The sequence below is a fragment of the Microlunatus parietis genome (assembly GCF_013407955.1).
In the GTDB taxonomy this organism is placed as follows: domain Bacteria; phylum Actinomycetota; class Actinomycetes; order Propionibacteriales; family Propionibacteriaceae; genus Microlunatus; species Microlunatus parietis.
On the sequence record NZ_JACCBU010000001.1, the window covers coordinates 6,683,077 to 6,708,361 of the forward strand.

Annotated in this window: 25 protein-coding genes; 13 read left to right on the top strand and 12 right to left on the bottom strand. The window is 69.7% G+C overall.

Annotated elements, in window-relative coordinates:
- Positions 1-8: 8 nt before the first annotated feature.
- Positions 9-806, top strand: coding sequence for a class I SAM-dependent DNA methyltransferase (locus tag BKA15_RS32150; protein WP_179757717.1), 798 nt, complete (start codon positions 9-11; stop codon positions 804-806).
- Positions 807-1,028: 222 nt separating this feature from the next.
- Complete coding sequence (locus BKA15_RS32155) at positions 1,029-1,208, top strand: hypothetical protein (RefSeq protein ID WP_179757718.1); 180 nt, start codon at positions 1,029-1,031, stop codon at positions 1,206-1,208.
- Between the two features lie 165 nt (positions 1,209-1,373).
- Here BKA15_RS32155 and BKA15_RS32160 read toward each other — a convergent pair whose 3' ends face one another.
- Complete coding sequence (locus BKA15_RS32160; RefSeq protein WP_179757719.1) at positions 1,374-2,630, bottom strand: exo-beta-N-acetylmuramidase NamZ family protein; 1,257 nt, start codon at positions 2,628-2,630, stop codon at positions 1,374-1,376.
- A gap of 115 nt (positions 2,631-2,745) precedes the next feature.
- Between BKA15_RS32160 and murQ the strand changes: the two genes are divergently transcribed.
- The gene (gene murQ, locus BKA15_RS32165; RefSeq protein WP_179757720.1) at positions 2,746-3,687 is read left to right on the top strand and encodes an N-acetylmuramic acid 6-phosphate etherase; all 942 of its coding nucleotides are present in this window, start codon (positions 2,746-2,748) and stop codon (positions 3,685-3,687) included.
- A gap of 9 nt (positions 3,688-3,696) precedes the next feature.
- Here the strand turns inward: murQ and BKA15_RS32170 are convergent, their stop codons facing one another.
- On the bottom strand, positions 3,697-4,182 hold the full coding sequence (locus tag BKA15_RS32170) for an HNH endonuclease (RefSeq protein ID WP_179757721.1): 486 nt from the start codon (positions 4,180-4,182) through the stop codon (positions 3,697-3,699).
- Between the two features lie 147 nt (positions 4,183-4,329).
- Between BKA15_RS32170 and BKA15_RS32175 the strand changes: the two genes are divergently transcribed.
- Together BKA15_RS32175 and BKA15_RS32180 are read left to right on the top strand one after the other, a co-directional pair.
- The gene (locus BKA15_RS32175; RefSeq protein ID WP_179757722.1) at positions 4,330-4,734 is read left to right on the top strand and encodes a hypothetical protein; all 405 of its coding nucleotides are present in this window, start codon (positions 4,330-4,332) and stop codon (positions 4,732-4,734) included.
- A 163-nt stretch (positions 4,735-4,897) separates the two neighbouring features.
- Positions 4,898-8,710 carry an efflux RND transporter permease subunit gene (locus tag BKA15_RS32180; protein WP_179757723.1) on the top strand — a complete coding sequence of 1,271 codons (3,813 nt, stop codon included), beginning with the start codon at positions 4,898-4,900 and terminating at the stop codon, positions 8,708-8,710.
- 96 nt (positions 8,711-8,806) lie between these two features.
- Here the strand turns inward: BKA15_RS32180 and BKA15_RS37115 are convergent, their stop codons facing one another.
- Complete coding sequence (locus BKA15_RS37115) at positions 8,807-9,826, bottom strand: CobW family GTP-binding protein (RefSeq protein ID WP_179757724.1); 1,020 nt, start codon at positions 9,824-9,826, stop codon at positions 8,807-8,809.
- A gap of 24 nt (positions 9,827-9,850) precedes the next feature.
- Positions 9,851-10,720 carry a S1 family peptidase gene (locus BKA15_RS32190; protein WP_179757725.1) on the bottom strand — a complete coding sequence of 290 codons (870 nt, stop codon included), beginning with the start codon at positions 10,718-10,720 and terminating at the stop codon, positions 9,851-9,853.
- Here BKA15_RS32190 and BKA15_RS32195 point away from each other — a divergent pair.
- Complete coding sequence (locus BKA15_RS32195) at positions 10,661-11,131, top strand: hypothetical protein (protein WP_179757726.1); 471 nt, start codon at positions 10,661-10,663, stop codon at positions 11,129-11,131. The two genes, BKA15_RS32190 and BKA15_RS32195, sit on opposite strands and share 60 nt — an antisense overlap.
- Positions 11,132-11,400: 269 nt before the next feature.
- Positions 11,401-12,924 carry a pectate lyase family protein gene (locus tag BKA15_RS32200; protein ID WP_179757727.1) on the top strand — a complete coding sequence of 508 codons (1,524 nt, stop codon included), beginning with the start codon at positions 11,401-11,403 and terminating at the stop codon, positions 12,922-12,924.
- A 13-nt stretch (positions 12,925-12,937) separates the two neighbouring features.
- Here BKA15_RS32200 and BKA15_RS32205 read toward each other — a convergent pair whose 3' ends face one another.
- The 3 genes from BKA15_RS32205 to BKA15_RS32215 are packed head-to-tail and all read right to left on the bottom strand — an operon-like array spanning position 12,938 to position 15,664.
- Positions 12,938-13,756, bottom strand: a complete 819-nt coding sequence (locus BKA15_RS32205; protein ID WP_179758835.1) for an alpha/beta fold hydrolase — start codon at positions 13,754-13,756, stop codon at positions 12,938-12,940.
- Positions 13,757-13,758: 2 nt separating this feature from the next.
- Entirely contained in the window at positions 13,759-14,742 is a 984-nt protein-coding gene (locus tag BKA15_RS32210; protein ID WP_179757728.1) for an ABC transporter substrate-binding protein, read from the bottom strand.
- A gap of 49 nt (positions 14,743-14,791) precedes the next feature.
- Positions 14,792-15,664, bottom strand: coding sequence for an alpha/beta fold hydrolase (locus BKA15_RS32215; RefSeq protein WP_246322470.1), 873 nt, complete (start codon positions 15,662-15,664; stop codon positions 14,792-14,794).
- Between the two features lie 82 nt (positions 15,665-15,746).
- Between BKA15_RS32215 and BKA15_RS32220 the strand changes: the two genes are divergently transcribed.
- Both BKA15_RS32220 and BKA15_RS32225 read left to right on the top strand, forming a co-directional pair.
- Positions 15,747-16,640 carry a LysR family transcriptional regulator gene (locus tag BKA15_RS32220; RefSeq protein ID WP_179757729.1) on the top strand — a complete coding sequence of 298 codons (894 nt, stop codon included), beginning with the start codon at positions 15,747-15,749 and terminating at the stop codon, positions 16,638-16,640.
- Positions 16,641-16,764: 124 nt separating this feature from the next.
- Positions 16,765-17,556: an SDR family NAD(P)-dependent oxidoreductase gene (locus tag BKA15_RS32225; RefSeq protein WP_179757730.1), complete on the top strand. Its 792-nt coding sequence runs from the start codon at positions 16,765-16,767 to the stop codon at positions 17,554-17,556.
- 52 nt (positions 17,557-17,608) lie between these two features.
- On the opposite strand, the gene BKA15_RS32230 is transcribed toward BKA15_RS32225, so the two are convergent.
- The 4 genes from BKA15_RS32230 to BKA15_RS32245 all read right to left on the bottom strand — a co-directional run bounded on the left by BKA15_RS32230 (position 17,609) and on the right by BKA15_RS32245 (position 20,926).
- Positions 17,609-18,865 carry an MFS transporter gene (locus BKA15_RS32230; protein WP_218871669.1) on the bottom strand — a complete coding sequence of 419 codons (1,257 nt, stop codon included), beginning with the start codon at positions 18,863-18,865 and terminating at the stop codon, positions 17,609-17,611.
- A complete protein-coding gene (locus BKA15_RS32235) occupies positions 18,862-19,191 on the bottom strand; it encodes a YciI family protein (protein WP_179757731.1) in 330 nt (109 codons plus the stop codon). The genes BKA15_RS32230 and BKA15_RS32235 overlap by 4 nt, the downstream gene beginning before the upstream one ends.
- A complete protein-coding gene (locus tag BKA15_RS32240) occupies positions 19,188-19,934 on the bottom strand; it encodes a DUF899 family protein (RefSeq protein WP_179757732.1) in 747 nt (248 codons plus the stop codon). Before BKA15_RS32240 ends, BKA15_RS32235 begins: the two co-directional genes overlap by 4 nt.
- Before the next feature lie 131 nt (positions 19,935-20,065).
- Positions 20,066-20,926, bottom strand: coding sequence for an alpha/beta fold hydrolase (locus BKA15_RS32245; protein WP_179757733.1), 861 nt, complete (start codon positions 20,924-20,926; stop codon positions 20,066-20,068).
- 1 nt (position 20,927) lies between these two features.
- On the opposite strand from BKA15_RS32245, the gene BKA15_RS32250 reads away from it, so the two are divergent.
- A complete protein-coding gene (locus BKA15_RS32250; RefSeq protein ID WP_218871670.1) occupies positions 20,928-21,644 on the top strand; it encodes a TetR/AcrR family transcriptional regulator in 717 nt (238 codons plus the stop codon).
- A 93-nt stretch (positions 21,645-21,737) separates the two neighbouring features.
- The gene (locus BKA15_RS32255; RefSeq protein WP_179757734.1) at positions 21,738-21,944 is read left to right on the top strand and encodes a hypothetical protein; all 207 of its coding nucleotides are present in this window, start codon (positions 21,738-21,740) and stop codon (positions 21,942-21,944) included.
- 38 nt (positions 21,945-21,982) lie between these two features.
- Here BKA15_RS32255 and BKA15_RS32260 read toward each other — a convergent pair whose 3' ends face one another.
- Positions 21,983-22,525 carry a hypothetical protein gene (locus BKA15_RS32260; RefSeq protein WP_179757735.1) on the bottom strand — a complete coding sequence of 181 codons (543 nt, stop codon included), beginning with the start codon at positions 22,523-22,525 and terminating at the stop codon, positions 21,983-21,985.
- A gap of 513 nt (positions 22,526-23,038) precedes the next feature.
- On the opposite strand from BKA15_RS32260, the gene imuA' reads away from it, so the two are divergent.
- Together imuA' and BKA15_RS32270 are read left to right on the top strand one after the other, a co-directional pair.
- A complete protein-coding gene (gene imuA' / locus BKA15_RS32265) occupies positions 23,039-23,710 on the top strand; it encodes a DnaE2-dependent mutagenesis accessory factor ImuA' (RefSeq protein ID WP_179757736.1) in 672 nt (223 codons plus the stop codon).
- Positions 23,711-23,735: 25 nt separating this feature from the next.
- Positions 23,736-25,283, top strand: coding sequence for a DNA polymerase Y family protein (locus tag BKA15_RS32270; RefSeq protein ID WP_179757737.1), 1,548 nt, complete (start codon positions 23,736-23,738; stop codon positions 25,281-25,283).
- The last annotated feature ends 2 nt before the right edge of the window (positions 25,284-25,285 follow it).

The window sequence follows — 25,285 nt, forward strand, 5'->3', positions numbered from 1 at the left end:
TCGTGATCATGACTAATGTGGCGGACGACGGACTGGCGGCGATCCTCCGGCCGGGCGACGATGCGGCCGACGGCTGGTTCCCGGAGAGTGTGGCGACGAACTACGACAGCCCGGGCGGTGCGAACGATCCGGCGGCGATCACCCCGGCGGTCGACCTGCTTGAGGACCTGGCGACCGGCGGACCGGCCCTGGAGTTCGCCGTCGGCACCGGCCGGATCGCCGCCCCGCTGGCCTCCCGCGGCGTGGCGGTGAGCGGGATCGAGTTGAGCCGGGCGATGGCCGAGCGGGTCGCGACGAAGCCGGGTGGGGACCGGGTCGCCGTGACGATCGGCGACATGACCTCCACCCGGGTGCCCGGCGAGTTCTCGCTGGCGTACCTGGTCTTCAACACGATCAGCAACGTGACGACCCAGGACGGCCAGGTCGACGTGTTCCGCAATGCCGCCGCACACCTGCGGCCGGGCGGCCTGTTCCTGATCGAGGTGGGCGTACCCGATCTGCGCCGGCTGCCGCCGGGCCAGGACACGGTCCCGTTCACCGTCGCCCCGAGCGCCGAAGGCGGCGGCTACGTCGGCTTCGACCAGTACGACGTGGTCACCCAGCAGTTCAGCTCGAACCACGTCACCGTGACCCCGGACGGCAAGGGTCGGTTCTACCGGATCCCGTTCCGCTACGCCTGGCCGGCCGAGATGGACCTGATGGCCCGGATCGCCGGGATGCGCCTGAAGCACCGCTGGTCCGACTGGGACCGCTCCGCCTTCACTGCCGACAGCACCAAGCACATCTCCGTCTGGGAGAAGCCCTAACCCCCCCAACCCGCCGACCGGTCACAAAAGCAGGCGTTTTGTCGGCGTGTCGCTGCAGAAGTGACCGGTCGGCGAGAGGCCGGGGGCGGGCTGGGGTGCCGGGGGCCGCCCGCAGCTGGCAGCCGGCCGGGTGGCGGCCGGCGTTCCTGCGCCGGAGGCTGCCGATCGGGATGGGCTGCGGCTTTTGCAGGGTCCCGCGCGCCGGGCCGTTGCATCGAGCGGGTGCTGATCGGCGACCCCCGTTTCGAGGTGCGGTCGTACGGCGGCGGCAGTACGGTGCGCACCGACTGTGCGCCGCCCGGTGACGCCGCCTGGATCGACGTTCCGGTCGACGGCGGCGCGAACGGGCGGACCGTCGACCTGATCTTCACCTCCGGAGTGTCGCGATTTCTCTTCGCATGAAGTGATAAAGCGCTTCAGAAGCCGGGAGTGCGCGACCACAAGAGAAATCGCGACAGGCTGGGCGCTGCGAGTGCTCGACACCGGGCCCGCTCCTCCGCGCCGACCGGTCACAAGCGCAGCGACACGCCGCCCAAACGCCTGCTTTTGTGACGGGTCGGCGGGTTGTCAGTAGCGGAGGAGGTCGGGGGTGGCGATCCAGGCGGTGGGGTGGGTCGAGGGCGGGAGCAGGGGCTCCAAGGGGGAGCGGGCGGCGATCGCCTCGCGGAGGGCGGGGGAGCCCCAGAGCTTGTCCAGGGCGAAGCCCCGGGCGCCGGGGATGTCGATGCCGGTGTCGCCGTCCTCCCGAACCCCGAACTCGGGGTAGAGCTCCCCGGCGACCTCCATGATCACCAGGCTGGTCCGGAGCGGGTCGAACGCCTCCCGGTCGATCACGTGCAGGGCGACGCCGTGGCAGGTCTGGTCGACGAACTTGTGGAACGTGGGGACGAACGAGGTGGCTCGGACCAGCACGCCGGGCAGGCCGCGCTCGGTCACCGCGTCGGCCAGTCGGTGATCACAGAACGGGGCACCGAGGGTCTCGAACGGCCGGGTGGTGCCCCGGCCCTCGGTCAGGTTGGTGCCCTCGAACAAGCCCGTACCGGCATAGCAGATCGCCGTGTCCAGGGTCGGGATGTTCGGCGACGGCGGTACCCAGGCCCACCCGGTCTCGTCGTACCAGAGCTCCCGGCTCCAGCCGTCAGCGGTGATCACATCCAGGTCGATCGGCTGCCCGAGCCGGTCCGCGACGGCGGTCCGGTTGAGCTGATCGGCGAGCTCGCCGACGGTCAGCCCGTGCCGCAACGGTATCGGCACCCGGCCGATGAAGCTCTCCTGGCCGGGCTCCAGCAACGGGCCCGCGGAGACCAGCCCGGTCAGCGGGTTGGGCCGGTCCAGGACGACGAACCGGCGCCCGGCCCGGCCGGCCGCCTGCATCAGGTCGAACATCGTCCAGATGTAGGTGTAGTAGCGCACCCCGATGTCCTGCAGGTCGAACAGCAGGGTCGACACGCCCGACTTCTCGATGAGTTGATCTTGCTGCTCCGGCGTCGTCCGGTACGTGTCGTACAAGGGAAGTCCGGTCACCGGATCATGATCACCGGCCTCGACGAAGCCGGCCTGCGCCGTGCCGAGCAGCCCGTGCTCCGGCCCGAACAGCGAGGTCAGCTCGATCCCCGCCTCGAGCAGCCCGCCGGCGATCGGCCGCAGGTCGCGGCGCACACCGGTGAAGTTCGTGATCAGACCGACCGGGCCGTCACCGCCCAACAGCCCCGGGTCTAGGATCAGCCGGTCCGCGCCACTGGTGACGGACGTGCCGGACAGGCTGGATGGGCCGGACGGGTCGGCGGGACCGGGTCGGGGCTGCTTGCGGGATATGTCGGCCATCGGTGACCTTTCCGGTTACGATGCGGGCTACAGGTAGAGAAATTACCCAAGGTCGACTGTGCGGGTAAATACCGCACCAAGCGTTTTGGGCCGTGCAGGACCAACGAGGAGAGAGATGACGCCACCTCCGGACCGGCCACGTCTCGAGGGTCTCGGGACCGAGGCGTACGACCGGCGGTTCGGTCGCCTGGACGAGATGAGTGTGGCCGAGATCGTGGACACGATGACCGAGGCGGCCTTCGCGGTGCCGAGGGCGGTCGCCGCGGCCGGCGATCAGATCGACGCGGCGATCTCGGCCGCCGAACCCGGCTTCGCGGCCGGCGGCCGGCTGATCTACGTCGGGGCCGGCACCTCCGGCCGGCTCGGCGTACTGGACGCCTCGGAGTGCCCGCCCACGTTCCACACCGACCCCGGCCGGGTGGTCGGGGTGATCGCCGGCGGACGGACCGCGCTGGTCGACTCGATCGAGGGCGCCGAGGACGATTCCGCCGCCGGTGCCGCCGATATCACGGCCCTGAAGCCGACCCCGGACGACACCGTGGTCGGCATCGCGGCCAGCGGCCGGACCCCGTACGTCCGCGGCGCGCTGCAGGCCGCCAAGAGCGCCGGTGCGGTGACGATCTCGCTGTCCTGCAACAGCCCGGCCGAGCTGTCCCAGCACGCCGATCACCCGATCGAGGCGCCGGCCGGGCCCGAGGTCGTGGCCGGCTCCACCCGACTCAACGCGGGCTCGGTGCAGAAGCTGGTGCTGAACATGATCAGCACCGCACTGATGGTCCGCACCGGCCGCACGTACGGCAATCTGATGGTCGACATGCAGGCCACCAACGCGAAGCTGCGGCAGCGCGCGATCCGGCTGGTCAGCACGATCGCCCAGGTCGACGCCGGCCCGGCCGAGGAGGCCCTGGACGCGGCCGATCAGGAGGTCAAGACGGCCTCGGTGATGATCACCCGCGGCGTCGACGCCGACCAGGCCCGCAAGCTGGTGGACGAGGCCGGCGGGCGGCTGGGCGTCGCCATCGGGCTGCCCAGCTCGCGCCATCCGGCCCTGTCCTGAGAGCAGGCGTCAGCAGGCGTTCGCGTGCTCGCGCCAGCCGGGCACCCGGGGCTTCCAGGAGAGCAGCATCCCGGCCTCGGCCGGAGTCCGGTTCCCTTTGCGGGCGTTGCAGTCCTGGCAGGCCGCGACCGTGTTCAGCCAGGTGTTCCGGCCGCCGCGGGACTGCGGCATCAGGTGGTCGACCGTGGTCGCCCTGCGGCCGCAGTAGGCACAGGTGTGCCGGTCCCGGCGCAGCACGCCGCGCTTGGACCACAGCGGGCTGCGGGCGTACAGGAACGTGGTCTTGACGTAGCGGATCAACCGCAGCACCAGCGGCCACGGGTACGGTCCGATCCGGCGGTCCTCGTGGGCCTGCTCGACCACCGCGACCTCACGGACCAGCATCCGGATCGCGTGCTTCAGGGTCACCGTGTGCAGAGCGGTGTTGTCGGTGTTCAGGACCAGGACTCCGGGGGCAGCACGAAAGGGCCCGGCCGCTGTCGCGATGACCGACATGCTGCACCTCCTCAGTCGAACTAGCCGTTCCGACCAACCAGGGTGCCCGATGGATCGAAACCTTGTCATCGGCTTATTCCATGGAGATTATTGCCGACGGCACCCAACCTCGGGTCGGCGGCTCGACGCATCTGGTCATAATGAAGGGTGAATTTCCTCAAGCGGCTGTTCGGCAGATCCGATGACGAGGAGTCCGGGCCGGACCTTCCGATCACTCTTGACGTCGAACAGCGCAAGGCTCAGCTGCTGCGACTGGAGCAGTCTCTGGACGCGCTCGTCGCCGCGATGAAGGAGGATCGGACCCGGCTGCAGAACCCCGGTTGGCGGGAACGCGTCGCCGAGTACGGGCGGCTGGCCGGCGAGGCGATGACCCAGCGCCAGGCGACCCTGTCCCGGGACCGGCTGCTCGATCTCGTGTTCGAGGTACGGCCCGTGTTCACCGGTCCGATCCCGCCGGAGTTGGAGCAGATCGGGCCGTTGCAGGACGAGGTGATGGCCGCCGCCGAGGCGCTGCGCGAGGTGCTGCCGGGAGAGCGCGGCGGAGCTGCCTGACCGCCTCCCCCGAAAGGGTGAGGCGGACCCTGGGCACGGCCAGGGTTGCCCCTGATCATTAGGGTTTTGCCAGCACCCGAGCGGTCACCGCTAGGGTGCCGACCATGGCCTCGGGGGAGCGTCTCACCTGGGCCGCCCAGGTGTTGGAGAGGACCCGCCTGTCATGGCCCTGCTGACCCGGCTCAGCTTGATCAACCGGCTCGTCGTAGCGCTGATCTCGTTGGCGATCATCGTCTTCGGCGTGATCGCCACCACCTCGCTCAAGCAGGAGTTGCTGCCCAGCATCACCGCGCCGCAGGCCGTGGTGATCGTGCAGTACCCGGGTGCAGCGCCGGACATCGTCGCCGACGATGCCGCAGCCCCGCTGGAGCAGGCGGTCCGCAACGTCTCCGGCGTCACCCAGGTCGACTCCGTCTCCTCCACGAACTCGTCCCAGATCACGGTGATGTGGGAGTACGGGCTGGACGACGACAAGGTGCTCGGAGAGATCAACTCCGCGGTCTCGGCGACGAAGTCGACCCTGCCCGAGCAGGTGACGACCGAGGTGTTCGCCGGCAGCACCGACGACATCCCGGTGATCCAGCTCGCGGTCGCCTCCGACCTGCCCCTGGACAAGTTCGGGCCGCTGGTGGACGACGTCGCGGTGAGCGCCCTGAAGGGGCTGCCCGGCGTCCGTGACGTGACGCTGTCCGGTCAGGACACCAAGGAACTCGCGGTCACGCTGGACCAGAAGAAGCTTGATGATCATGAACTGACCGCCCAGCAGGTGAACCAGACGCTCGAAGCTCAGCTGAGTGTGCTGCCGGCCGGCACTACCTATCGGGGCGGTACCGAACTGTCGGTCGAGGTCGGCGCGGCACCCGGTTCGGTGGACGCGGTGAAGAAGCTGGCGATCGCGACGTCGGACGGGCCGGTCCGGCTCAGCGAGATCGCCGAGGTGAAGCTCCAGTCGGTCGCCCGCAGCTCGATCGCGCGCGCCGAGGGCCGGCCGTCGCTCGGTCTCGCGGTGATGAAGACCCCCGACGCCGACACGGTACGGGTCTCGCACGCGGTCCAGGCCGCGCTGCCGGGATTGCAGACCGAGCTCGGCAACAACGCCTCGTTCAGTACGGTGTTCGACCAGGCGCCGATGATCGAGCAGTCGCTGCACGACCTGGCCGTCGAGGGCGGGCTCGGCCTGGTCTTCGCGATCATCGTGATCTTGCTCTTCCTGTTGTCCGCGCGGTCGACGCTGATCACCGCGATCTCGATCCCGCTGTCCCTGCTGATCGCGATGGTCGGTCTGTGGATCGGGCAGTACTCGCTCAACCTGTTCACCCTGGCGGCGCTGACCGTCGCGGTCGGCCGGGTGGTGGACGACTCGATCGTGGTGGTCGAGAACATCAAACGGCACAGCCTCGGCATGAGCGGACGCCGGCTGTCGATCGACCAGGTGGTCGACTCGGTCAAGGAGGTCGCCGGCGCCGTCACCGCGTCCACCCTGACCACGATCGCGGTGTTCCTGCCGGTCGCCTTCGTCACCGGCTCCACCGGCGAGTTGTTCCGGCCGTTCGCGGTCACCGTCGCGATCGCGCTGGCCGCCTCGCTGCTGGTGTCGCTGACCATCGTGCCGCTGCTGGCGTTCTGGTTCTTCCGCGGCCGCAAGCAGAAGGCGGGCGCGGCGCCGGCCCGGGCAGAGGAGAACCCGGAGCGGGTCACCCCGTTGCAGAAGGGTTATCTGCCGGTCCTCAACTGGACCCTGCGGCACCCGGTGATCACCTTGATCATCTCCTTCGTGATCTTCCTCGGGACGCTCGGCGCATCGACGCTGCTGAAGACCGACTTCCTCGGCTCGCTCGGTGACGACCGGGCGCTGCAGATCAACCAGGAGCTGCCGTCCGGCACCCGGCTCGAAACGACCGCCGAGTCGGCGGCCAAGATCGAGAAGGTGCTCGCCGACGACCCGGACGTGAAGAGCTACCAGTCGACGATCGGCCAGCCGGGCGAGGCGAACGTCGCCACCTATTCGATCACCCTGACCGACGAGGCCGATGCCGGCGCGGCGACCGACCGGATCCGGGAGCAGCTGGCCGCGATCCCGGACGCCGGCGAGGTCAGGGTCACTTCGGCGACGGCCGCGTACACCTCGAACGACGTCACCGTCACCCTGACCGGGGATGATCAGAAGCAGCTCGACGCCGCCGCAGCAGCGGTGCAGGCGGCCGTGGCCGGGGTGCCGGGTCTGACCGACGTACGCACCGATCTTTCCGAGCAGCGTCCGGTGCTCCGGGTCCAGGTCGACCAGCAGAAGGCGGCCGACTACGGCTTCACCCAGGCCGAGATCGGCGCCGCGGTCGCGGGCGCCCTGCGCGGTACGCCGATCGGCGAGGTCACCCTGGACGGCGAGACCCACGACCTGGTGCTGCGGACGTTCAAGGGCACCGCAGGGCCGGAGGACATCGAGCAACTGAAGCTGCCGGTGTCGCAGTTGCAGCAGCAGAAGGCGCAGGAGAAGGCGCAGGACGAGCTGGAGAAGAAGTCCGACGCGCTGGAGAAGCGGCAGGAGGACCTGCAGGAGCGGCAGAAGGACCTGCAGGAGACCCAGAAGGACCAGTCCGACGAGGCCAAGCGGGAGGCCGAGGAGCAGACCGAGGATCAGCGCCGCGACCTGGAGGAGTCCCGGGACGACGCCCAGGAGTCGCTGGCCGATCTGCGCGACCAGCTCCGGGAACTGCGCAACAGCCCGGAGCCCCCGCCGCCCGCGCCGCCGTCGCCGGGCCAGCCGCCCGGTCCGGGTGGTCTTCCGGTGACCCAGGAGCAACTCGCCTGGCAGAAGCAGATGGAGCAGCGCGCGCAGGCGATCGCCCAGCTCCAGGCCGCGGTCGAGCAGGCCGAGCAGGCGCTCGAGCAGATCGACGAGCAGCTCGAGGCGATGGACGAGCAGCAGGAGAAGAGCGACGAGCAGACCCAGGATCAGGAGGAACTCGCCGACGAGCAGGAGCGGATCGCCGATCTGCAGGAGGAACTGGCCGATGACCAGAAGAAGCTGGCCGAGGAGCAACAGGACCTGGCCGATCTGAAGGCCGGCGCGATCACCGTCGGCAGCCTCGCCAAGGTGGTCGAGCAGAAGACGCCGATCACGGTGAAGCATGTCGACGGCCAGCGCGCGGTGACGATCACCGCGACGCCGACCGGGTCCGACCTCGGCGCGGTGTCGGCCGCCCTGATGACCGCGGTGAACGGCGTCGAACTGCCGCCGGGGATCGCCCAGGAGCAGGGCGGCGCCTCGGCCGAGCAGCAGGAGGCCTTCGTCCAGCTCGGGCTGGCCATGCTGCTGGCGATCGTGCTCGTCTTCATCATCATGGTGGCGACGTTCCGCAGCCTGCTGCAGCCGCTGATCCTGCTGGTGTCGATTCCGTTCGCGGCGACCGGTGCCCTGGTCGGCCTGCTGGCCACGAACACCGCGCTCGGCGTACCCGCGATGGTCGGGTTGTTGATGTTGATCGGCATCGTGGTGACCAACGCGATCGTGCTGATCGACTTGATCAACACCTACCGGGAGCGCGGTGCCGAGCCGCAGGCGGCGATCGTCGACGGTGCCCGGCTCCGGCTGCGGCCGATCATCATGACCGCCGCGGCGACCATCTGCGCCCTGACCCCGATGGCGTTCGGCCTGACCGGCGGCGGCGTCTTCATCTCCCGCCCGCTCGCCGTGGTCGTGATCGGCGGCCTGGTCTCCTCGACGATCCTGACCCTGATCTTGGTCCCGGTGCTCTACAGCCTGGTCTCCAAGATCGGCTACAAGCCGCCCGCCCAGCCCGCGGCGGAGCAGCCGGCCACGCCGCCGGAGGGTGGGCCCGACCACGGCCAGGCCGAGGCGTCGCCGACCCCGCTGGAGCAAGATCAACAGGAACAGCCGGATCAGCCGGCCGAGGAACGGGACACGGTCTTCCCGCTCGACGACGAGCCGCGCCGCGACGGGCCCGGCACGCACTGAGCCTGTCGAGTGCCAGGCCCATGAAGGCGCCCTGAGCTTGTCGAAGGTCAAGGTCAGATGTGCTTTGCCCTTCCGCCTTGCTCAGGGAACGTCGTCCTAGGTCTGGCCCGAGAACCGGAGGACGCCCATCAGGTCGTCCTCGGTGAGGGCGGCGGCCTCGTCGTCGGTCGCGATGCAGGCCTCGAGCCGTTTCGTCAGCCGGTCCCGGTCGATTCCGGCGCCGATCAAGACGAGTTGGCTCGACCGGTCGGCGCCGCGGCGTTCCGGGTCGATCCGCAGTGACGGACCGACCTTGCCGATCACGTACCGGCGGCGATCACCGGGCACGGCGAACGTGGCGAAGCCCTTGATCCGGAACACCCCGGTCAGGTCGTCGTCGAGCAGCGCCATCAGTCGCCGGGGGTGCAGCGGCCGTTCGGTCTCGAAGCTCACCGATTCGAACCGGTCGTGCAGATGATCATGGTCGTCATGATCGTGATCATGGTCGGCCAGGGCCAGCGTCGGCTGGTGGTTGGGGCGCAGTTCGAGTTCGTACAGTAGCTCCGGGTTGACCCGGCCCTCTGTGGTGCAGAGGATCGGTGCGATCGGGTTCAACTCCCGGATCTCCTTGCGGCGCAGGGATTGCTCGGTCTCGTCGATCCGGTCGATCTTGTTGACGATCACCAGGTCGGCCACTTCGACGTGCCGGTCCAGCTCCGGGTGCTCCAGCCGCGACTCCGGGAACGCGGCCGCGTCCACCACCTCCACCAGGCCGCCGTATGCCATCCGGTCGTCCAGCGCCTGGAACACCAGCTGCACCATGGCTCCCGGTTCGGCGATCCCGCTGGCCTCGATCACGATCACGTCGATCTTCGCCGACGGCGCGGCCAGCCGGTCCAGCATGCCGGCGATCTCGCCGCCGTCGGAGACGCAGCAGAGGCAGCCGCCGCTGGTGGTGATCATGCTGTCGGTCTGCCCGCCAACCAGCATGGCGTCGATGTTGATCGCCCCGAAGTCGTTGACCACGACCCCGATCCGGACGTCCAGACTGTTCCGCAGCAGATGGTTCAGCACGGTGGTCTTGCCGGACCCGAGGAATCCGGCGAGCACGATGATCGGGATCGGAGGCCGAGGCACGGGCTCAACCCTAGTCGTGCGATCTCAGCCCGTGTAGACGTGCACGTTCAGGTTGCGTTCTGCTTCCCGGATACCTTGGAAGAGGCCCCAGTGGCAGGCGTCGTCGTCACCGTTGCCGGACCCGACGTGGATGCCTCGCGCTCTGTTGTAGGAGTAGATCGCGCCACCGCTGTCACCCGGTCCGTGGCAGTAGTGGGCCCGTGCCAAGCCACCGCTGATGCCGCGGTAGTTCAGCTCGACGACATCGCCGCAGGACGAGCCGGTTCTCGCACCGGACAGGCAGACCCGGGTGCCTTCGGGGCTGGTCGAGGTTCCATAGATCGGGTAGCTGTTGTCCGCCACGGTGTCGCTGGATCCATAGACTCGGACCCATCTGGTCGGCCGCCAGCCGGCGACGTTGTTGATCGTGACGATTCCGTAGTCGTCGTCGACGAAGTCTCGCTGAGCGTGCATGTGTCCGACCCGGTGCCATTGCCCGGTCGAGGGCTGATACACGTCGAAGACGGTGCCCTCGTTGCCACAGTGTCCTGCGGTCATCATGTACCACTTGCCATCGGAATTGCTCCGCGCATTGAACGCGGTCGAGCAGTAGCCACCGGCGACCGGGCGCTTGAAGTAGAGCCCGCCGCGCAGCGGGGCATCACAGGTGCGAGGACTGAGCAGGCACGCTTCCTTGGTGACGACCGGCGTTTCGCTCGTGTCGACGATCAGACGCCCGGCACTGCGGGATCTGATTCCGTCGAGCGCTGCGGCCACGGCTGGAAGTTTGGTGACCTGGTCGGGAACGTAGAGGACGTTCCGGTTCTCGCTCGGCTTGGTCGCCATGGTGATGGCTTGCGCCGGGCCGACCGCGGCCTTGTTGAGCTGCGCGACAGTCTGCTCGAGTTCGAGCATGTCCGCGCTGAGGTCCGCCCAGGTGTTCCGGACCCGGACGACATCGGTGATCTTGCCGATTCCGGCCGCCTGGACGACGGTGTTGATCTTCGTCGCATCGCCGACGGCGCCGATCTTGACCCGGCCGCCGTCGGCCTGATCGATCCAGAGGCCACCGAAGTGCTCGGCATCGTCGGTCACCAGTCGATCATGGAGCTCGATCGCTGCCTCCTGCCAGCCGATCCTGGCCCGGGCCTCACCGATCGTGAGGCCGAAGTCCGCGGCGAGAGAGGTGACGGCCGGGTCACTCGCGTCTGCGAGATATCCGGCAGGCACGCGTGGATCGGCTGCCGCTGTGTCGGCGGTCGCCGCGGGTTGGGTCGCGGCGAACACCGCGAAGGCGAAGGCAGCCGCGGCGATGACAACTCGTGAACGCACTCATTCCCCCGAGAACTTGATGACGATCCGGAACCAACAGCCGCACACGCGGGCGTCCGTGATCACGACATCAGTGATGGTTGGACGCGACGAGAACGAACCACTCCCGAGCCGGAAACTCCTGGCAAACGCTTGCCCGAGCTCTGGGGTTCTGACGAGACTGAGGGCACCCCTGGACCGTCTCGACAACGTGGTGAGGTGCGGTGATCATGAACGAACTGACCCGACGACGTCTCCTGGCAGCAGGCGGAGGAGTGGCGGCCTTGTCGATCCTCGGAACGACGACGGCTGAGGCCGCGGGCTGGCAGTCCAGGCTGGTCCGCCTCGACGGGCGCGGCCGGCTCAGTTATCGGGCCGACGCCGACGGCAACGAGATCCCCGACTTCAGTCATGCCGGTTACCGCGGCGGCGGTGTCGACCTGCCCGAGGTGCCGACGGTGGCGACCGTGCGGCCGGTGGAGGGCGACAACACGGCGCACCTGCAGGCCGCGATCGATGCGGTCGGCGCGCTCCCGCTCGGCCCGGACGGGCACCGCGGCGCGCTGCTGCTCGAGGCCGGGACCTACCCGGTGGCGGGCACGCTGCGGATCCCGTACAGCGGCGTGGTGCTGCGCGGGGTCGGTGACGGCGACGACCCGGCGGTCAGCACGATCATCCGGGCCACTGGCAACACCCCGGTGCGCCGGGACGTGCTGGTGATCGGCAGCGGCGCCAGCACCAGGTGGGCGGGCGAGGTGCCCGGGACCAGGACCGACGTGACCTCCGACCTGGTCCCCGTCGGATCCCGTACGTTCTCGGTGGCGGATTCGTCGTCGTACCGGCCGGGTGACAACGTGATCATCGTCCACCCGTGCACGGCCGAGTGGCTGGCCGCCGTCGATCATGGTGCGACCGGAGCCGACGCGGGCTGGACGGTCGGCAGCCAGCCGATCACGTACAACCGTTTCGTCACAGGCATCTCCGGGAAGTCGATCACCGTCGACGTGCCGGTCTACAACCACCTCGACCGCTCCCTCGCCACCTCGACAGTGCACCGCTGGGACCGGGCCGGGCTGGTCACCGAGTCCGGAGTGGAGGACCTTCGGATCATGATCGAATTCGCCGGCGATCCGGACGCCGACGAAGATCATGCCTGGGTGGCGGTCCGGCTGCGCGGGCTGCAGGACGGCTGGGTCACCGGCTGCACGTTCCTGCACTTCGCCAAGGCGGGCGTGGAGACCAATGAGACGACCCGGGTCACGGTCGCCGACTGCCGGGCGCTGGACCCGGCGTCGGTGATCACCGGCGGAATGCGCTACAACTTCAACAGCGAAGGGTATTCGCAGCAGATCCTGTTCAGCGACTGTTATGCCACCAAGGCCAGGCACGCGTTCATCTCCAACGGCACCAGCAGTGCGTCGGGCCTGGTCTTCCTGCGCGGCACCTCGGTCGGCAGCCTCGCCGCCTCGGAAGGTCACCGGAGGTGGAGCCAGGGCATGCTCTGGGACAACCACCGCGAGGTCGACCCGGCGACCTCGATCACGCTCGGCATCTACAACCGCGGCGACTACGGCACCGGGCATGGCTGGGCGACGGTGCACTCGGTCGGCTGGAACTGCGACATGGCCGGGAAGAAGCTGGTCGTGCAGCGGCCGCCGACCGGGCAGAACTACGCGATCGGCTGTCGCGGCGTGATCACCGGCGACGGACCGTTCGATCACCCGGCCGGGCACATCGAGGGTGCCAACCGGGCCGGGCTCAATCCGGGTTCGCTGTACCAGGCGCAGCTGGCCGACCGACTCCGCTGATCATCGATCTTGATCAAGGTTGCCGGGTGAGCCAGCGGTGCAGGCTGGTCGCCAGCCGGACCGGCTGGTCGAGCTGGATCAGATGGTCGGCACCGTCGATCACCTCGAGCCGGGCGCCCGGGATCAGCTCCGCCAGCCGGTGGGCCCGGTCGACCGGGATCCAGCGGTCCTGGGCACCCCAGATGATCGACACCGGCAGATCGAGTTCGCCGTAGCGCGGCTCGATCTCATCGGTGTAAGACTGGTCGGCCTGGGCGATCTGCCGGTAGAAGGCGGCCTGCCCCTCCGCGCCGAGCCACGGCCCGGCCAGCGCCGACTCCTGCTCCGGGGTCAGCCCGTGATGGCTCGCGGTGCCCAGATAGCTGCGCAGCGCGCCCTCGTGCACCGACGGCGGCAGTTGCGGGAAGAGGTCCGGGTGCTCGCCGACGAGCCGGAAGAAGGGCGATCCCCACGGCGCCAGGGCGACCACGTCGACCAGCGCCAGCGACGCGTATCGGGCGCCGTGCAGCTGGGTCGCCCGAAGCGAGACCGCGCCGCCGTAGTCGTGCGCCACCACGTGCGGCCGGTCCAGTCCCCAGAAGTCGATCAGGTCGGCCAGCAGCTCGCCCTGCACGTCCAGCGACACCCGGTGCTCCGGGTGCTTGGACGAGCTGCCGTACCCGGGCATGTCCCAGAGGTACGTGCTGAACTCGGCGGCCAGTGCCTCCGCGTACGGACGCCAGAGCCAGGATGACCAGGGCGTGCCGTGGCAGAACACGACCGGCGGCCCGGCCCCGAGCCGCTGCCAGCGCACGGTCCGGCCGCGCCAGGCGAACGTCTCCGCCAACTCCATGATCAACGGGCGTCGGCGGCCGGATCCACCTCGAAGATCTTGGCCACGTCGTCCAGCATCGCATGCGCGCCCTGCAGGCCGACCGAGCTCATCCAGATCAGGTCGGACACCTCGTGCTTGGTGCCCTTGAGCCTGTCCCACAAGGGATTCGCGATGATCTTGCCTTGCGCCTCGCGGGCCGTCGGGTCGTCCCAGGTGGCCACGAAGATGTGTTCGGCATCAAGATCGGGAATGTTCTCCGGGCTGACGTCGACCACGATCGAGTCCTGCGTGGTCGGCTGGTCCTGTGGCCGGACGAAGCCGACGTCGGACAGCACCAGGCCGGAGTAGGAGTTCTCGACGTACAGCCGGATCGTCGGCTCGCCGGCGAACCGGACGATCGAGATCTCCGGCATCGCGCCCTGCTTCTCCTTGATCGCCGCGCCGATCGCCTTCGTCCGCCGGTCGTAGTCGGCCAGCCGCTGCTCGGCCAGCTGCTCCTGGCCGAGCGTCGTCGCGGTGAGCCGGAGGTTGTCCTTCCAGAGCGCGCCGGTGGTCTCGCTGAACACCGTCGGGGCGATCGCCGACAGCTGCTCGTACAGCTTCTCGTGGCGGACCTTCGCCGACAGGATGAGATCCGGTTCGAGCTTGGCGATCTCCTCCAGATTGGGCTCCTCGAGCGAGCCGACCGGGACGGCCTGACCGGCCTGGTCCAGCACCGGCTCGAGATAGTCGGGCAGCTCGCCGCCCTCGATTGCCCGGTACGTCGTGTAGCCGATCAACTCCGTGTCCAGGGTGAGCACCGCATCGACGAACGTCTGGTCCAGCGCAACGACCCGCAACGGGCGGGACGGGATCTCGGTCTCGCCCATCGCGTGCTTGATCGTGCGCGGAAAACCCGCGTCGGAGGCGGCCGCCGGCGGCCCGGCCGGCGCCTCGGTGGTGGTGGACTGGCAGGCGCTGGCGAGCACGAGCATGATCGCCAACAGGGCATACCGGATGCGCATCGAAGGTCTCTCCCGTCACAAAGGTCAGGCTGACCTTACCTCACGTCGATCAGGCCCCGGTGCGGCGTCCGATCTCGGCGACCACCCGGTCCCAGGCGAACCTCGGCGGCGTCTCGTGACCGACGCCAGCGAGGTTGATCAACTCGGCGCCCGGGATCTCGCGGGCGAGGAAGGCGCCGTGCCCGGGGAACATCGGGTCGTCGGCCCCGTGCAACACCAGCGTCGGCACCCGGACCGAGCCGAGCCGGTCCCGCCATTCCGGTCCGTCGCCCATCACGAAGTGGTTGTTCAGGCTGGCGATGCTGACCGCGCGGTCGTACGTCCGGGAGGCGAGGTCGAGCCAGGCCGCGTCGTCGAAGCCGGCCGACCCGGCGTACGGGCGCTCGGCCTCGATCAGCCAGCGGATCACGGCCTCCCGGTCGGTCCAGTCGGGCTCGGCCTGTTCCTCGGCGAACGTGGCCATGATCACCGGGGCCGGCCTCGGCAGGTCGTCGTAGAACGGGCCGGGACCGCCGGGCGTACCGCCGGTGAGGATGATCGAGGCGACCCGCTCCGGGTGGTCGAGGGCGACCAGTTGCGTGATGCCGGCGCCCATGGACATGCCGAACAGGTGGGCCTTCGGCAAGCGGAGCGCGTCCAGCAGGGCCACGGTCTCGGAGGCGAGCTCCGGCATGGCGTACGAAGGCTTGCCGGGCGGGTCGCAGGTGGACCGGCCGGTGTCGCGCTGGTCGTACCTGATCACGTGGTGACCGGCGTTCGCCAGCCGTTCGCAGAAACCGTCGGCCCAGGACAGCATCGACGACGCGGCACCGGCGATCAGCAGCACGGCCGGCCGGTCCGGGTCGCCGAAGGTCTCGACACAGAGTTCGGCGGTGCCGACATCGATCATGCGCTCGGCCGTGGAATTCGACTTGATGGTCATGGGACTGACGCTAGGCGCGGCCAGCCATTCAGAAAAGCGATGATTTCTGATCAAATCGATCGTCGTTGGCTATGCTCCTGGTGTGGTCGACCTGGAGTTGCGTCACCTGCGAACCCTGGTGGCGATCGCCGAGGAGGGGACCTTCGGCCGGGCGGCCGACCGGCTCGGTTACACCCAGTCGTCGGTCAGCCAGCAGGTCGCGGCTCTGGAGAAGGCCGTCGGCGGCGCCGTCTTCGACCGGCCCGGAGGTCCGCGGCCGGTCCGGGTCACGCCGCTCGGCGAGGTGATCCTGGCCCACGGACGCGAGGTGCTCGCCAAGGCAGGGGCGCTCGCGGACGCCGTCGACCGCTTCCGGGCCGGCAACGGCCGGATCGACATCGGCACCTTCCCGGGCGCGACCAGGCTCATCCTGCCGGCGGTGATGAGCCGGCTGCTGCGCGAGCATCCGGGCTGCGACATCCGGCTGTCCGAGGTAGGCCCGGAGGAGCCGCGGCTCGGTGAGCTGGACCTGCTGTTCCACTACGCCCGGATCGACGGCGACGTCGAGCACGCCGAGCTGCTTCACGAGCCGTACCTGCTGGTGGCGGCTGCCGGCACGTTTCCCGAGGGGCCGGTCGAGGTGGCGCAACTCGACGGTGCTCCGCTGGTCGCGTGGCCCGCCAACGCTCATCAACGCTGGTTGGAGCGGGAGCTGATCGGCTCGGGGGCCCGGCCCAGGATCGTGTTCCGTACCGCCGGCCACGACTCCATCGTGTCGATGGTGCGGGCGGGCATCGGTTCGGCGGTGCTGCCCTGGCTCGCCGTGTACGGATCCGAGGCCTGGTCGGACGACCGGCTCACCCTCCATCCGCTGCGGCCGTCGCCGATCAGTATCTGGTACCTGTACTGGCCGGTCGGGCGCACCCAGTCGCCGCTCGCGGCCCAGGCCGTGGACATCGCCGTCGAGTGCGCCCAGGAGCTGGCCGACCGGATGTGACAGCCGGCACTGCCGGCCCCGACCCGGAACTACGTCGGAGTACGTAGTCGGACGTCGCCGTCCGGTCGATGTGGCGAGGCCGGGCCTGTGCAACGGTGAGGGGAGTCTTTCCAGGAGGTGCGCGGTGCAGCGAGAGTTCAGCGGCAGGGTGGCCCTGATCACCGGGGCGAGTCAGGGCATCGGGGCGGCACTGGCCGAGGCCTTCGCGGCCGCCGGCGCGGCCGTCGTGATCATGGCCCGGCGGGCCGATCGACTGGCCGAGGTGGCGGATCGGATCGTCGCGGCCGGTGGTGCGGCGCGGGCCGTCGTCGGCGACGTCACCCGTGACGACTCGGCGCGGGACGCCGTCGCGGCGGCACGGGAGGAGTTCGGCCGCCTGGACGTCGCGGTCAACAATGCGGCCGACGGGCCGCCGCCGCGGTTGCTGGCCGAGCTGACCCCGGCGGACTTCGAGCGGTCGATCGGCGTCGACCTGACCGGGACCTTCCTCGGGATGCGCCATCAGATCCCGGCCATGATCGACTCCGGCGGCGGCGCGATCGTCAACCTGGCCTCGGTCGCCGCGCTCGGCGGGATCAGCCACTTCACCGCGTACGTCGCCGCGAAGTCGGGGATCATCGGGATGTCCCGGACGGCGGCCCTCGACTACGCCCCGCAAGGAGTGCGGGTGAACGTGGTCGCCCCCGGCCCGATCCTCACCGAACACCTCCGGGCGGCCGGGCCGACGGCGCAGCAGGCCGCCGCCGCGGCGGTCCCGATCGGTCGGGTCGGGACGACCGACGACATTGCGGCGGCCGTGCTCTGGCTCTGCTCCGACGCGGCGTCCTACGTCACCGGTGTGACGCTGCCGGTCGACGGCGGCCAGAGCGCCGGGACCCGGCTCGAGCGCCCGTACACTCCCGGCGAGGCGCTGTAGGAGCCGTCCTTGATCATCGGTTCATCGCCGCGGCGGGCGGTCGTGCTGCCGGTCAGGCAGTCGACCTGTCGGCCGGTTGTGCTCCGGCGTCGTCGGTGGAGAGCCGGCGCGCGCGGCGGTCGGCGGCCAAGATCGTTCCGGCGACCAGTACGGGCAGGGCGGCGATGGCGAAGCCCCACGGCACGGATTGCTGCAGGACCAGGCCGATCAGGGCGATGGAGAGCGGTTCGAAGATCACCCGAGGGAGGGCGATCAGGGAGCTGATGCGGGCGAGCAGGTGTGGCGGCGTGGTGGTCTGGACGAACGTGGGTAGCGCGACGTCGGAGCTGTAGGCGACGCCGATGCCGAGCGGAATGAGGAGCGCTGCTGCCCACCATACGCTGCCGACCTGGCCCAGCAGCACGAACACCACACCCTCGGCGAGGGTCATCCCGATGATCAACATTCCCCAGCGCCGGGGGAGGCCGGTGATGGCGGCGGCGATGGTGCCGATCAGTTGGCCGGCGCCCCAGGACGAGACGAGGATCGACAGGCCGAGGGCCGATTCGCCCAGCGACAGTGCGAGGGTCGGCAGGCCGACGGCGAACAGCCCGGAGTAGCTCAGCGTCGCTGCGGAGACGATCAGGAGAACCAACCGGACGCTGTGGCTGCGCCAGGCGTGGCGGAGGCCTTCCCTCAGCTGGCCCACCACACCCGCCGATCCCTTGTCCGGGGTGGGTTCGGCGCGTCCGGCCGGGATGGCGAGGCAGGTCAGCGTCGCGATGCCGAACGTCACGGCGTTGGCCATCATGGCCGGGCCCGGTCCGTAGGCCGTGGTGATCAAGCCTCCGATCAGCGGGCCGGCCAGGAAGGACAGCTGCTCGGTCATGCTCTGGATCGCGTTGCCGCGGGCGTAGTCGGCCGGCCGGATCAACCGGGGCAGCACCGACTCGGAGGCGGGGGTGAAGAAGGCTCCGGTGACGCCCATCAACACCGCGAGCACGTACAGGTGCCACAGGCTCCACTGGTCGGTGGCTACGGCGATCGCGGTGACCGCGGTGGCAGCGGCGCGGAGAAGATGGCAGGCCGCCATGACCACCCGAGGGGTGAGCCGGTCGGTGACGATCCCGCCCAGCAGGAGCAGCGCGCCCCGCGGGATCGTCTGGGCCAGCAGCACCCCGGTCAGGGCGGCGACGGAACCGGTGGACTCCAGGACGAGCCAGGCCAGCGAGATGGCGAAGGCGGCGTCTCCGATCATCGACAGCCCTTCGCCGCCGATGACGGTCAGGAACTTCCGGTTGCGTAGCGGCGGCGCCGGTGCCGTCATCATTCCCAGACGGGGCGGATCTCGACGCTCCCGCGGCGTGCGTACGGATGGCTGGCCGCGATGTCGATGGCGTCGTCGAGGTTGTCGCATTCGATGGCGACCACGCCGCCGACGAAGTCCTTGGTCTCGGCGAACGGCCCGTCGGAGACGAGCACCTCCCCGCCGCGGACCCGGATCGTCGTCGCGTTGACCGTCGGCTGCAGTCGGGCACCCCACAGCTCGGAGCCGCGGACCTTCTCCTCCCAGATCTGGTGCACCGGATCGACGAGCATCTCCTGGGTCGTGGGCGGATCGATCTCGTCGTCACAGATCAGCAGGACGTACTTCATGACAGGTCGTCCGATCGGCCGGCGTGGATCCGTGACCAGTGGGCGATGGGACGGCCGTTGGTACGGAAGGGGTGGACGTCGACGACGCTCGGGTCGGTCTCCCATTGGTTGCGGGGCCAACCTTCTGGCGAGTCCTCCCACGGCTCCTGACGCCCGAAGATGGTGAGGTCGATCAGCCGGTAGTTGATGTCGACGGCCTCGACGCCACGGCCGTTGGTCCAGTAGGTCTCGAAGACGCGGTCGCCGCGGCGGAGGTAGCAGACCACGTGCATCATGCCGATCTGCCGCCCGACCAGCAGCGTCTCGAGCGAGTCCTGGGCGGAGTACCAGGGCATGGTCCAGTTCATGAAGTCGTGGTAGCGGCGGCTCTCCTCGTACGGTCCCTGGCAGAACACGGCGTAGGTGATGTCGCGGGAGTGGACATAGGAGAGTTCGTCGAGCTGGGTGTTGTTCCAGGTGCAGCCTTCGCACTGCTCGGGTGCGGGCCGGCCGTGGTGCCACATGAAGTAATAGGTGATCAACTGGTGTCGGCCTTCGAAGGTGTCGATCAGCGGGACCGGGCCGTTGGCGCCGATCAACGGCGTGGTGGGGTCGACCTCGACCACGGGGAGTCGGCGCCGGGCGGCGGCGATGGCGTCGCCGGCCCGGGTGTGGGCCTTCTCCCGGGTTCGCAGTTCGGCCAGTTCGGCCTCGAAGGTCGTACGGTCGGCGATCACGGGCTCGGGGGCGTTCTCGATGGTCATTCGGGGTCAGCTCCTTGACTCTCGGGCGGGGGAACGTCGGTCGGCTTACGTGGTCATCGGCGTTCCTTCCGCGGTGACGTTGTCTGACCGACCGACGAAGAAGGATGGGCCGGGATCGACATCGGCCGCGATCATTTCTGGTCGGTCGAGGCAGGCCTCGCGGCGATGGCGGCGATCTGTTCGGCGAGGGCTTCGGGCGCGTCGAGCGGAGTGAGGGTCCGGGCGCCGGGGATCGGCACGAACGTGGCGTCGCTGAACGCCTGCTGCAGCCGGCGCCCGAGTTCCTCGGTGAAGGCCTGGTCGTCGGTTCCCCAGGCCAACGTGACAGGACCGGTGAAGCGGTGCAGCCGGGTGGACAGCTCGAGCAGCTCGGCGGGATCGACCGCGCGGGCGAACCGGGCCAGGTCGGCGACGCTGCCCGGGTTCTCGTTGAGCGGGCGGATCCAGCGGGCGGTCAGGTCGGCCGGGAGGTTGTGGGCCAACGGCCCGAAGCCCAGACCGGACTGGCGCAGCGGCCGGAGGCGCATGAGCTTGGCCAGGAGGGCGACCTGTCGTTCGCTGCGCATGGCGGCGAACAGTCGCGCGAAAGCCTCGGGCGGGAAGACGTCGAAGGCGTCACAGTTACCGAGCACCAGCCGTGCGACACGGCTCGGATCCTCATCGATCACGAACTGGCACAAGGCACCGCCGGTGTCGTTGCCGACCAGCGTCACGTTGCTCAGCTCGAGGCCGGCGAGGAACTCCACGATCAGCCGGGCGATACCCCGAGGCGACTGATCGGCATCACGATCACGGGGCACCGTGTGCGATCCGAGCGGCCAGTCCGGCGCATAGGACCGGATGCCCTGCCCGGCGAGCCGTTCCGCGACCTCCGTCCAGATGACGGCGTCGTTCAGCAGCCCGTGCACCAGCACCACCGGCGGCGCCGCCGACACCTCGGGCCCATAGATGTCGTAGCGCACCGCGCCGGAGGGAAGTTCGAGAAAAGGCACCTTGGCTCCTAGACTGAAGAAAAACCGACAACCTGCACGAAAATTACAGACAGACTGTATGAAAAACTCTCCGCCGAGGCAAGGGACTTCGACCGACGATCGAGGTCCCCGCGCCCGCCGCACCCAGGCCGACCGGACCGCAGCCACCAAGCGCGCGCTCCTCGATGCGGCCCGAACCTTGTTCGCCGACCTCGGGTTCAGCCAGGTCGGCACCGACGCGATCGTTGCCGCGGCCGGCGTCAGCCGAGGTGCGCTCTACCACCAGTTCGGCGACAAGGTCGAACTGTTCGCCGCCGTCGTCGAGGAGGTCGAGCGCGACATCGCCGCCGAGCTGATGCGGGCAGCGGCCGCGACCGACAGTGCGAGCGCGATGCTCGATGCCGCGATGGTGCGCTGGCTCGAGTCGTGTGATGATCCGGCCGCCCGGCGGATCGTGCTGCTCGACGGGCCCTCGGTGCTCGGCTGGGAGCGGTGGCGAGAGATCTGCAAACGACACGTCCTCGGCCTGATCCGTGCCGCGCTCGAACAGGGCATGAGCACCGGCGAATTCGAACGCGCACCGATCGAGCCGCTCTCCCATGCACTGATCGCCGTCGCCGACGAAGCTGCCCTGTACGTCATCGCCGCCGAGGACCGTACCGCCGCGCAACAGCACATGATCGACATCGCACGCCGCTTCGTCGCCGCCTTGACGCCCGCGCACCGTACCTCGAGATAGGTGGCTACCGGAGATTCTCTCCGCGATGTCGATCGGGGCGGTGGCGCCTTCGTCGGTGGGGCAAAGGTCAGCAACCAGATCGAGGAGACGGTCATGTATCTCATGCCTCCGGAAACGCCCCGCGAAGAGTACGCCAAGCTGCTGGTGTCTCGCGCCGAGGAGAGAGTGGCACACCGGCTGTCGCGCCGGCGGAGGGAATTCCAACCGCCGGCCCGGGTCCGCGCCGCCTGGCGGAGCCTGACCCGGATCCTGCTCGCCCGGCGATCTCGCTTGGTGGCGCGCACGTTCGGCGAACTGTGATCTTCGAGGAAGGGTCGTCGGGATCCGAACTGCGGGCATCAGCTGAACTCCGTGGTGGCGGTCCCGTCGACGAATGTCGCCGGAACGCGCAGTTCGCCTAGGGTGATTCCGGTGCCGAGTCGACCGGGATCACCGCCTCGGACCAGATAGTCGACCAGCAGCACGGCTGCGACTCGAGGGTGCAGTGGTTCAACTCCGGGCCGCAAGATCACGAGATGGAACACCGATCTGGGCACGAGGGCCAGCGCCGCCGCGATGACGATCAGCATGATCGCGATCCAGCCGACCGTTGGCCCGATCAGGTGGAGGTGTCCCGTCACCGAATACAGGGCGGCCAGACCCAGCGGCAGCGCGGCCGAGACCGACCAACCAACGATCCGCAGCAATGGCTTCCGGCGCCGTTCCGGGCGGGCCCGGTCTGGTCCGGCCATTCGGAGCAGCCGGCGCCGTCCGAGGAAGACCCGGACCGTGCAATCGTCGATGGTGACGAGAAGGGGATGAAACGCCGGCAGGGCCACCACGAGCCACGCCAGCGGGCACATCCCGAGCAGAACGGCGGTGGCTGCCACAGCGTTCGGCACGGGAAATGCGCCCAGGAACGGGGCCGACGCGAGAAGTGGGATCCCGACGAGGATCAGGGCAGATCGGAGGTGCACCACACTGACGGCATCCCGTGGGCGGCTGGGCTCGAACCGCGGCAGCAGCGCTGCGATCTCGTGTTCGGAGTACCCGGCCTCTCGCGCCTCACGCCACATCGTCAGGACCCTTGGGCTCGTGTCGACTGGTGACCTCTGCGGGCTTGGGCCAGTTCGCCGGTGGCAGTCGGCTACTGCTGCCGTCGGCCTCGAGTCCGGCCGCCCCCTTCACGGCTCGAAGCTCTTGCACATCACCCTCCCTTCGGGACGCACCTCGGTCGCACCATCCCGGTTGGCCGTGGTGCCCGGTGGTCTTCGGTTGCGCCGAACTCTAGGCAGGGCCACTGACCCCGCACTGACGTGCGCGACCAACGGCGCTGATCTTCCGATCCGGGAGAGGGTCCTGCGGGGGCCTGACTCGGAATTGACTCTATCGAACTTGTGTTCGATTATGGGTTCATGAGTGTCGCCCGCCTTCCGGACTCCGCGCGGATCCGCGAACTGCAGGACCGGGTGCTGCGGATGCAGGGCAGCGGAATCTCCCGGGCCCTGCCGGTGATCGCGCCGCTGGAGCCACTGCTGGTGCCCCGGACCGGCGGGACGTACGTGGTGGACAGCCCGAGCCTGGCGATGCTGCTGATGGCGGCGCCGTCCCAGGCGGGGGAATGGGTCGCTGTGGTCGGTGCGGCGGACTTCGGGCTCGCGGCGGCGGCGGGCTTCGGCGTCGACCTGACCCGGACCATCGCGGTGCCCGAGCCGGGTGAGCGCTGGCCGGACGTAGTCGCCGGGCTGGCCGAGATCGTCTCGGTGATCATGGTCCGGCCGCCCCGGGTGACCGAGCATCAGGCGGCCCGGCTGCGGACCAGGCTGCGGACCAGGCTGCGGCAGCGGGACGCGATGTTGATCAGCTGGGGCGACTGGCCGCGCAGCGAAGCTCGGCTGGGCATCGAGTCCTCGGCCTGGGACGGACTGGGCCGGGGACATGGGCGGATCACCGGCCGCCGGACCGTGGTGACGGTGCGCCGGGCCGGCCGCCCGGCGAGCCGGATCGAGCTGTGGCTGCCCGGTCCGGATCTCCGGGTCGACACGGTCCCCGAGATCGCCGAGGAACGCATCGCGGAGGCGGTCTGAGATGGCGCGCGGTCCGGAGCGGGTCATGCCACCAGCCCGCGTGATGGTCGTGTGGTGCCCGGACTGGCCGGTGGTCGCGGCCCGGACCGAGGAGGACCTGGCACCGGACGTGCCGATCGCGGTGATCGCGCGCGGCGAGGTGTATGCCTGCTCCGCGGCGGCCCGGTCCGAGGGGGTACGGGTGGGGCAGCGCCGCCGGGACGCGGTCGGACGGTGCCCGGAGTTGACCCTGCTGGACCATCAGCCCGACCGCGATCTCCGGGTCTTCGGCGCGGTGCTGGCGGCGATGGAGGAGGTCAGCACCGGCGTGATGCCGATCGCCCCGGGCCGGTGCGCGGTCCGGGTGCCGAGCCGCTTCTACGGCGGCGAGAGCGAGGCGGCCGCGGTGATCGCCGAGCAACTGGTCCGGTCCGGCGTCTGGGACTGCCGGATCGGCATCGCCGACGGGGTGTTCGCGGCCGAGCAGGCGGCCCGGCTGGCCGACCAGCAGGGGCACCGGGTGGTGCCGCCGGGCGGCTCGGCCGCCTTCCTGGCGCCGCTGCCGATCCGGGCGCTCGACGAGCCGGAGCTGGTCAGTCTCTTGTCCCGGTTGGGGATCAAGACCCTCGGCGCGTTCGCCGCGCTGTCGGCGCGGGATGTGGTGACCCGGTTCGGCAAGCCCGGCGGGCGACTGCACCGGCTGGCCGGCGGCGCCGACGCCGGGCTGCTGGCCAGCCGTACCCCGCCGCTGGAGTTCACCCGGGTCTGCCGGTTCGAGCCGGGCCTGACCTCGGTTGAGACGATCGGCTTCAGCCTCCGGCAGACCGCGGACGCCTTTGTCGCCGGACTGGCCCGGCACGGCCTGGTCAGCACCACGGTCCGGATCGAGGCCGAGACCGAGCCGCTGTGGTCCGAATCGGGATCCGGCGACGGCTGGGTCGGCACCCGCCGCTGGGCCCATCCGCGGTGGTTCGGCTCGGCCGACCTGATCGACCGGGTGCGCTGGCAGCTGCAGGCCGATCCGGCACCGGCACCGGTGATCGAGGTTCGGCTGATCCCGGAGGGCATCGAGCCGCTCAGCGATCAGGGTGAGGGACTCTGGGGCAGCGCCCCGGATGAGCGGATCGAGCGTGGCATCGCCCGGCTGCAGAGCATGCTCGGTCACGAAGGCGTCCAGGCGGTCGGGCTGCAGGGCGGCCGCGATCCGGCCGACCGGCAGTCGGCGTCGGCGTGGGGCGAGCAGCCGGTCGGTCGCCGGCCGGTCGAGCTGCCCTGGCCCGGCAGCATCCCGCCGCCCGCCCCGACCCGGGTGTTTGCCGAGCGCCGCCCGGCGATGGTGTACGGCCACGACGGCCGCCCGGTCCGGCTCACCGACCGCGGGCTGATCACCACCGAACCGATCAGCTTCCGTACCGACTCCGACCGGGCCCGCCGGATCCAGGCCTGGGCCGGCCCCTGGCCGATCGAGGAACAGTGGTGGGACCCGGCCCGGCACCGGAAACTGGCCCGCTTCCAGGTCGTCGGCTCCGACGGCACCGCCTGGCTGTTGATCTTGGAGAACGACGACTGGTACGCGGAGGCCTGCTATGAGTAGCC

Bases quoted from the DNA above. Each gene is read 5' to 3' on its own strand.
- BKA15_RS32150 (WP_179757717.1), top strand. From the start codon at position 9: ATGACTAATGTGGCGGACGACGGACTGGCGGCGATCCTCCGGCCGGGC.
- BKA15_RS32160 (WP_179757719.1), bottom strand. From the start codon at position 2,630: ATGGCCGACATATCCCGCAAGCAGCCCCGACCCGGTCCCGCCGACCCG.
- murQ (WP_179757720.1), top strand. From the start codon at position 2,746: ATGACGCCACCTCCGGACCGGCCACGTCTCGAGGGTCTCGGGACCGAG.
- BKA15_RS32170 (WP_179757721.1), bottom strand. From the start codon at position 4,182: ATGTCGGTCATCGCGACAGCGGCCGGGCCCTTTCGTGCTGCCCCCGGA.
- BKA15_RS32180 (WP_179757723.1), top strand. From the start codon at position 4,898: ATGGCCCTGCTGACCCGGCTCAGCTTGATCAACCGGCTCGTCGTAGCG.
- BKA15_RS32190 (WP_179757725.1), bottom strand. From the start codon at position 10,720: ATGCTCGAACTCGAGCAGACTGTCGCGCAGCTCAACAAGGCCGCGGTC.
- BKA15_RS32205 (WP_179758835.1), bottom strand. From the start codon at position 13,756: ATGGAGTTGGCGGAGACGTTCGCCTGGCGCGGCCGGACCGTGCGCTGG.
- BKA15_RS32210 (WP_179757728.1), bottom strand. From the start codon at position 14,742: ATGCGCATCCGGTATGCCCTGTTGGCGATCATGCTCGTGCTCGCCAGC.
- BKA15_RS32215 (WP_246322470.1), bottom strand. From the start codon at position 15,664: ATGACCATCAAGTCGAATTCCACGGCCGAGCGCATGATCGATGTCGGC.
- BKA15_RS32230 (WP_218871669.1), bottom strand. From the start codon at position 18,865: ATGATGACGGCACCGGCGCCGCCGCTACGCAACCGGAAGTTCCTGACC.
- BKA15_RS32235 (WP_179757731.1), bottom strand. From the start codon at position 19,191: ATGAAGTACGTCCTGCTGATCTGTGACGACGAGATCGATCCGCCCACG.
- BKA15_RS32240 (WP_179757732.1), bottom strand. From the start codon at position 19,934: ATGACCATCGAGAACGCCCCCGAGCCCGTGATCGCCGACCGTACGACC.
- BKA15_RS32255 (WP_179757734.1), top strand. From the start codon at position 21,738: ATGTATCTCATGCCTCCGGAAACGCCCCGCGAAGAGTACGCCAAGCTG.
- imuA' (WP_179757736.1), top strand. From the start codon at position 23,039: ATGAGTGTCGCCCGCCTTCCGGACTCCGCGCGGATCCGCGAACTGCAG.
- BKA15_RS32270 (WP_179757737.1), top strand. From the start codon at position 23,736: ATGCCACCAGCCCGCGTGATGGTCGTGTGGTGCCCGGACTGGCCGGTG.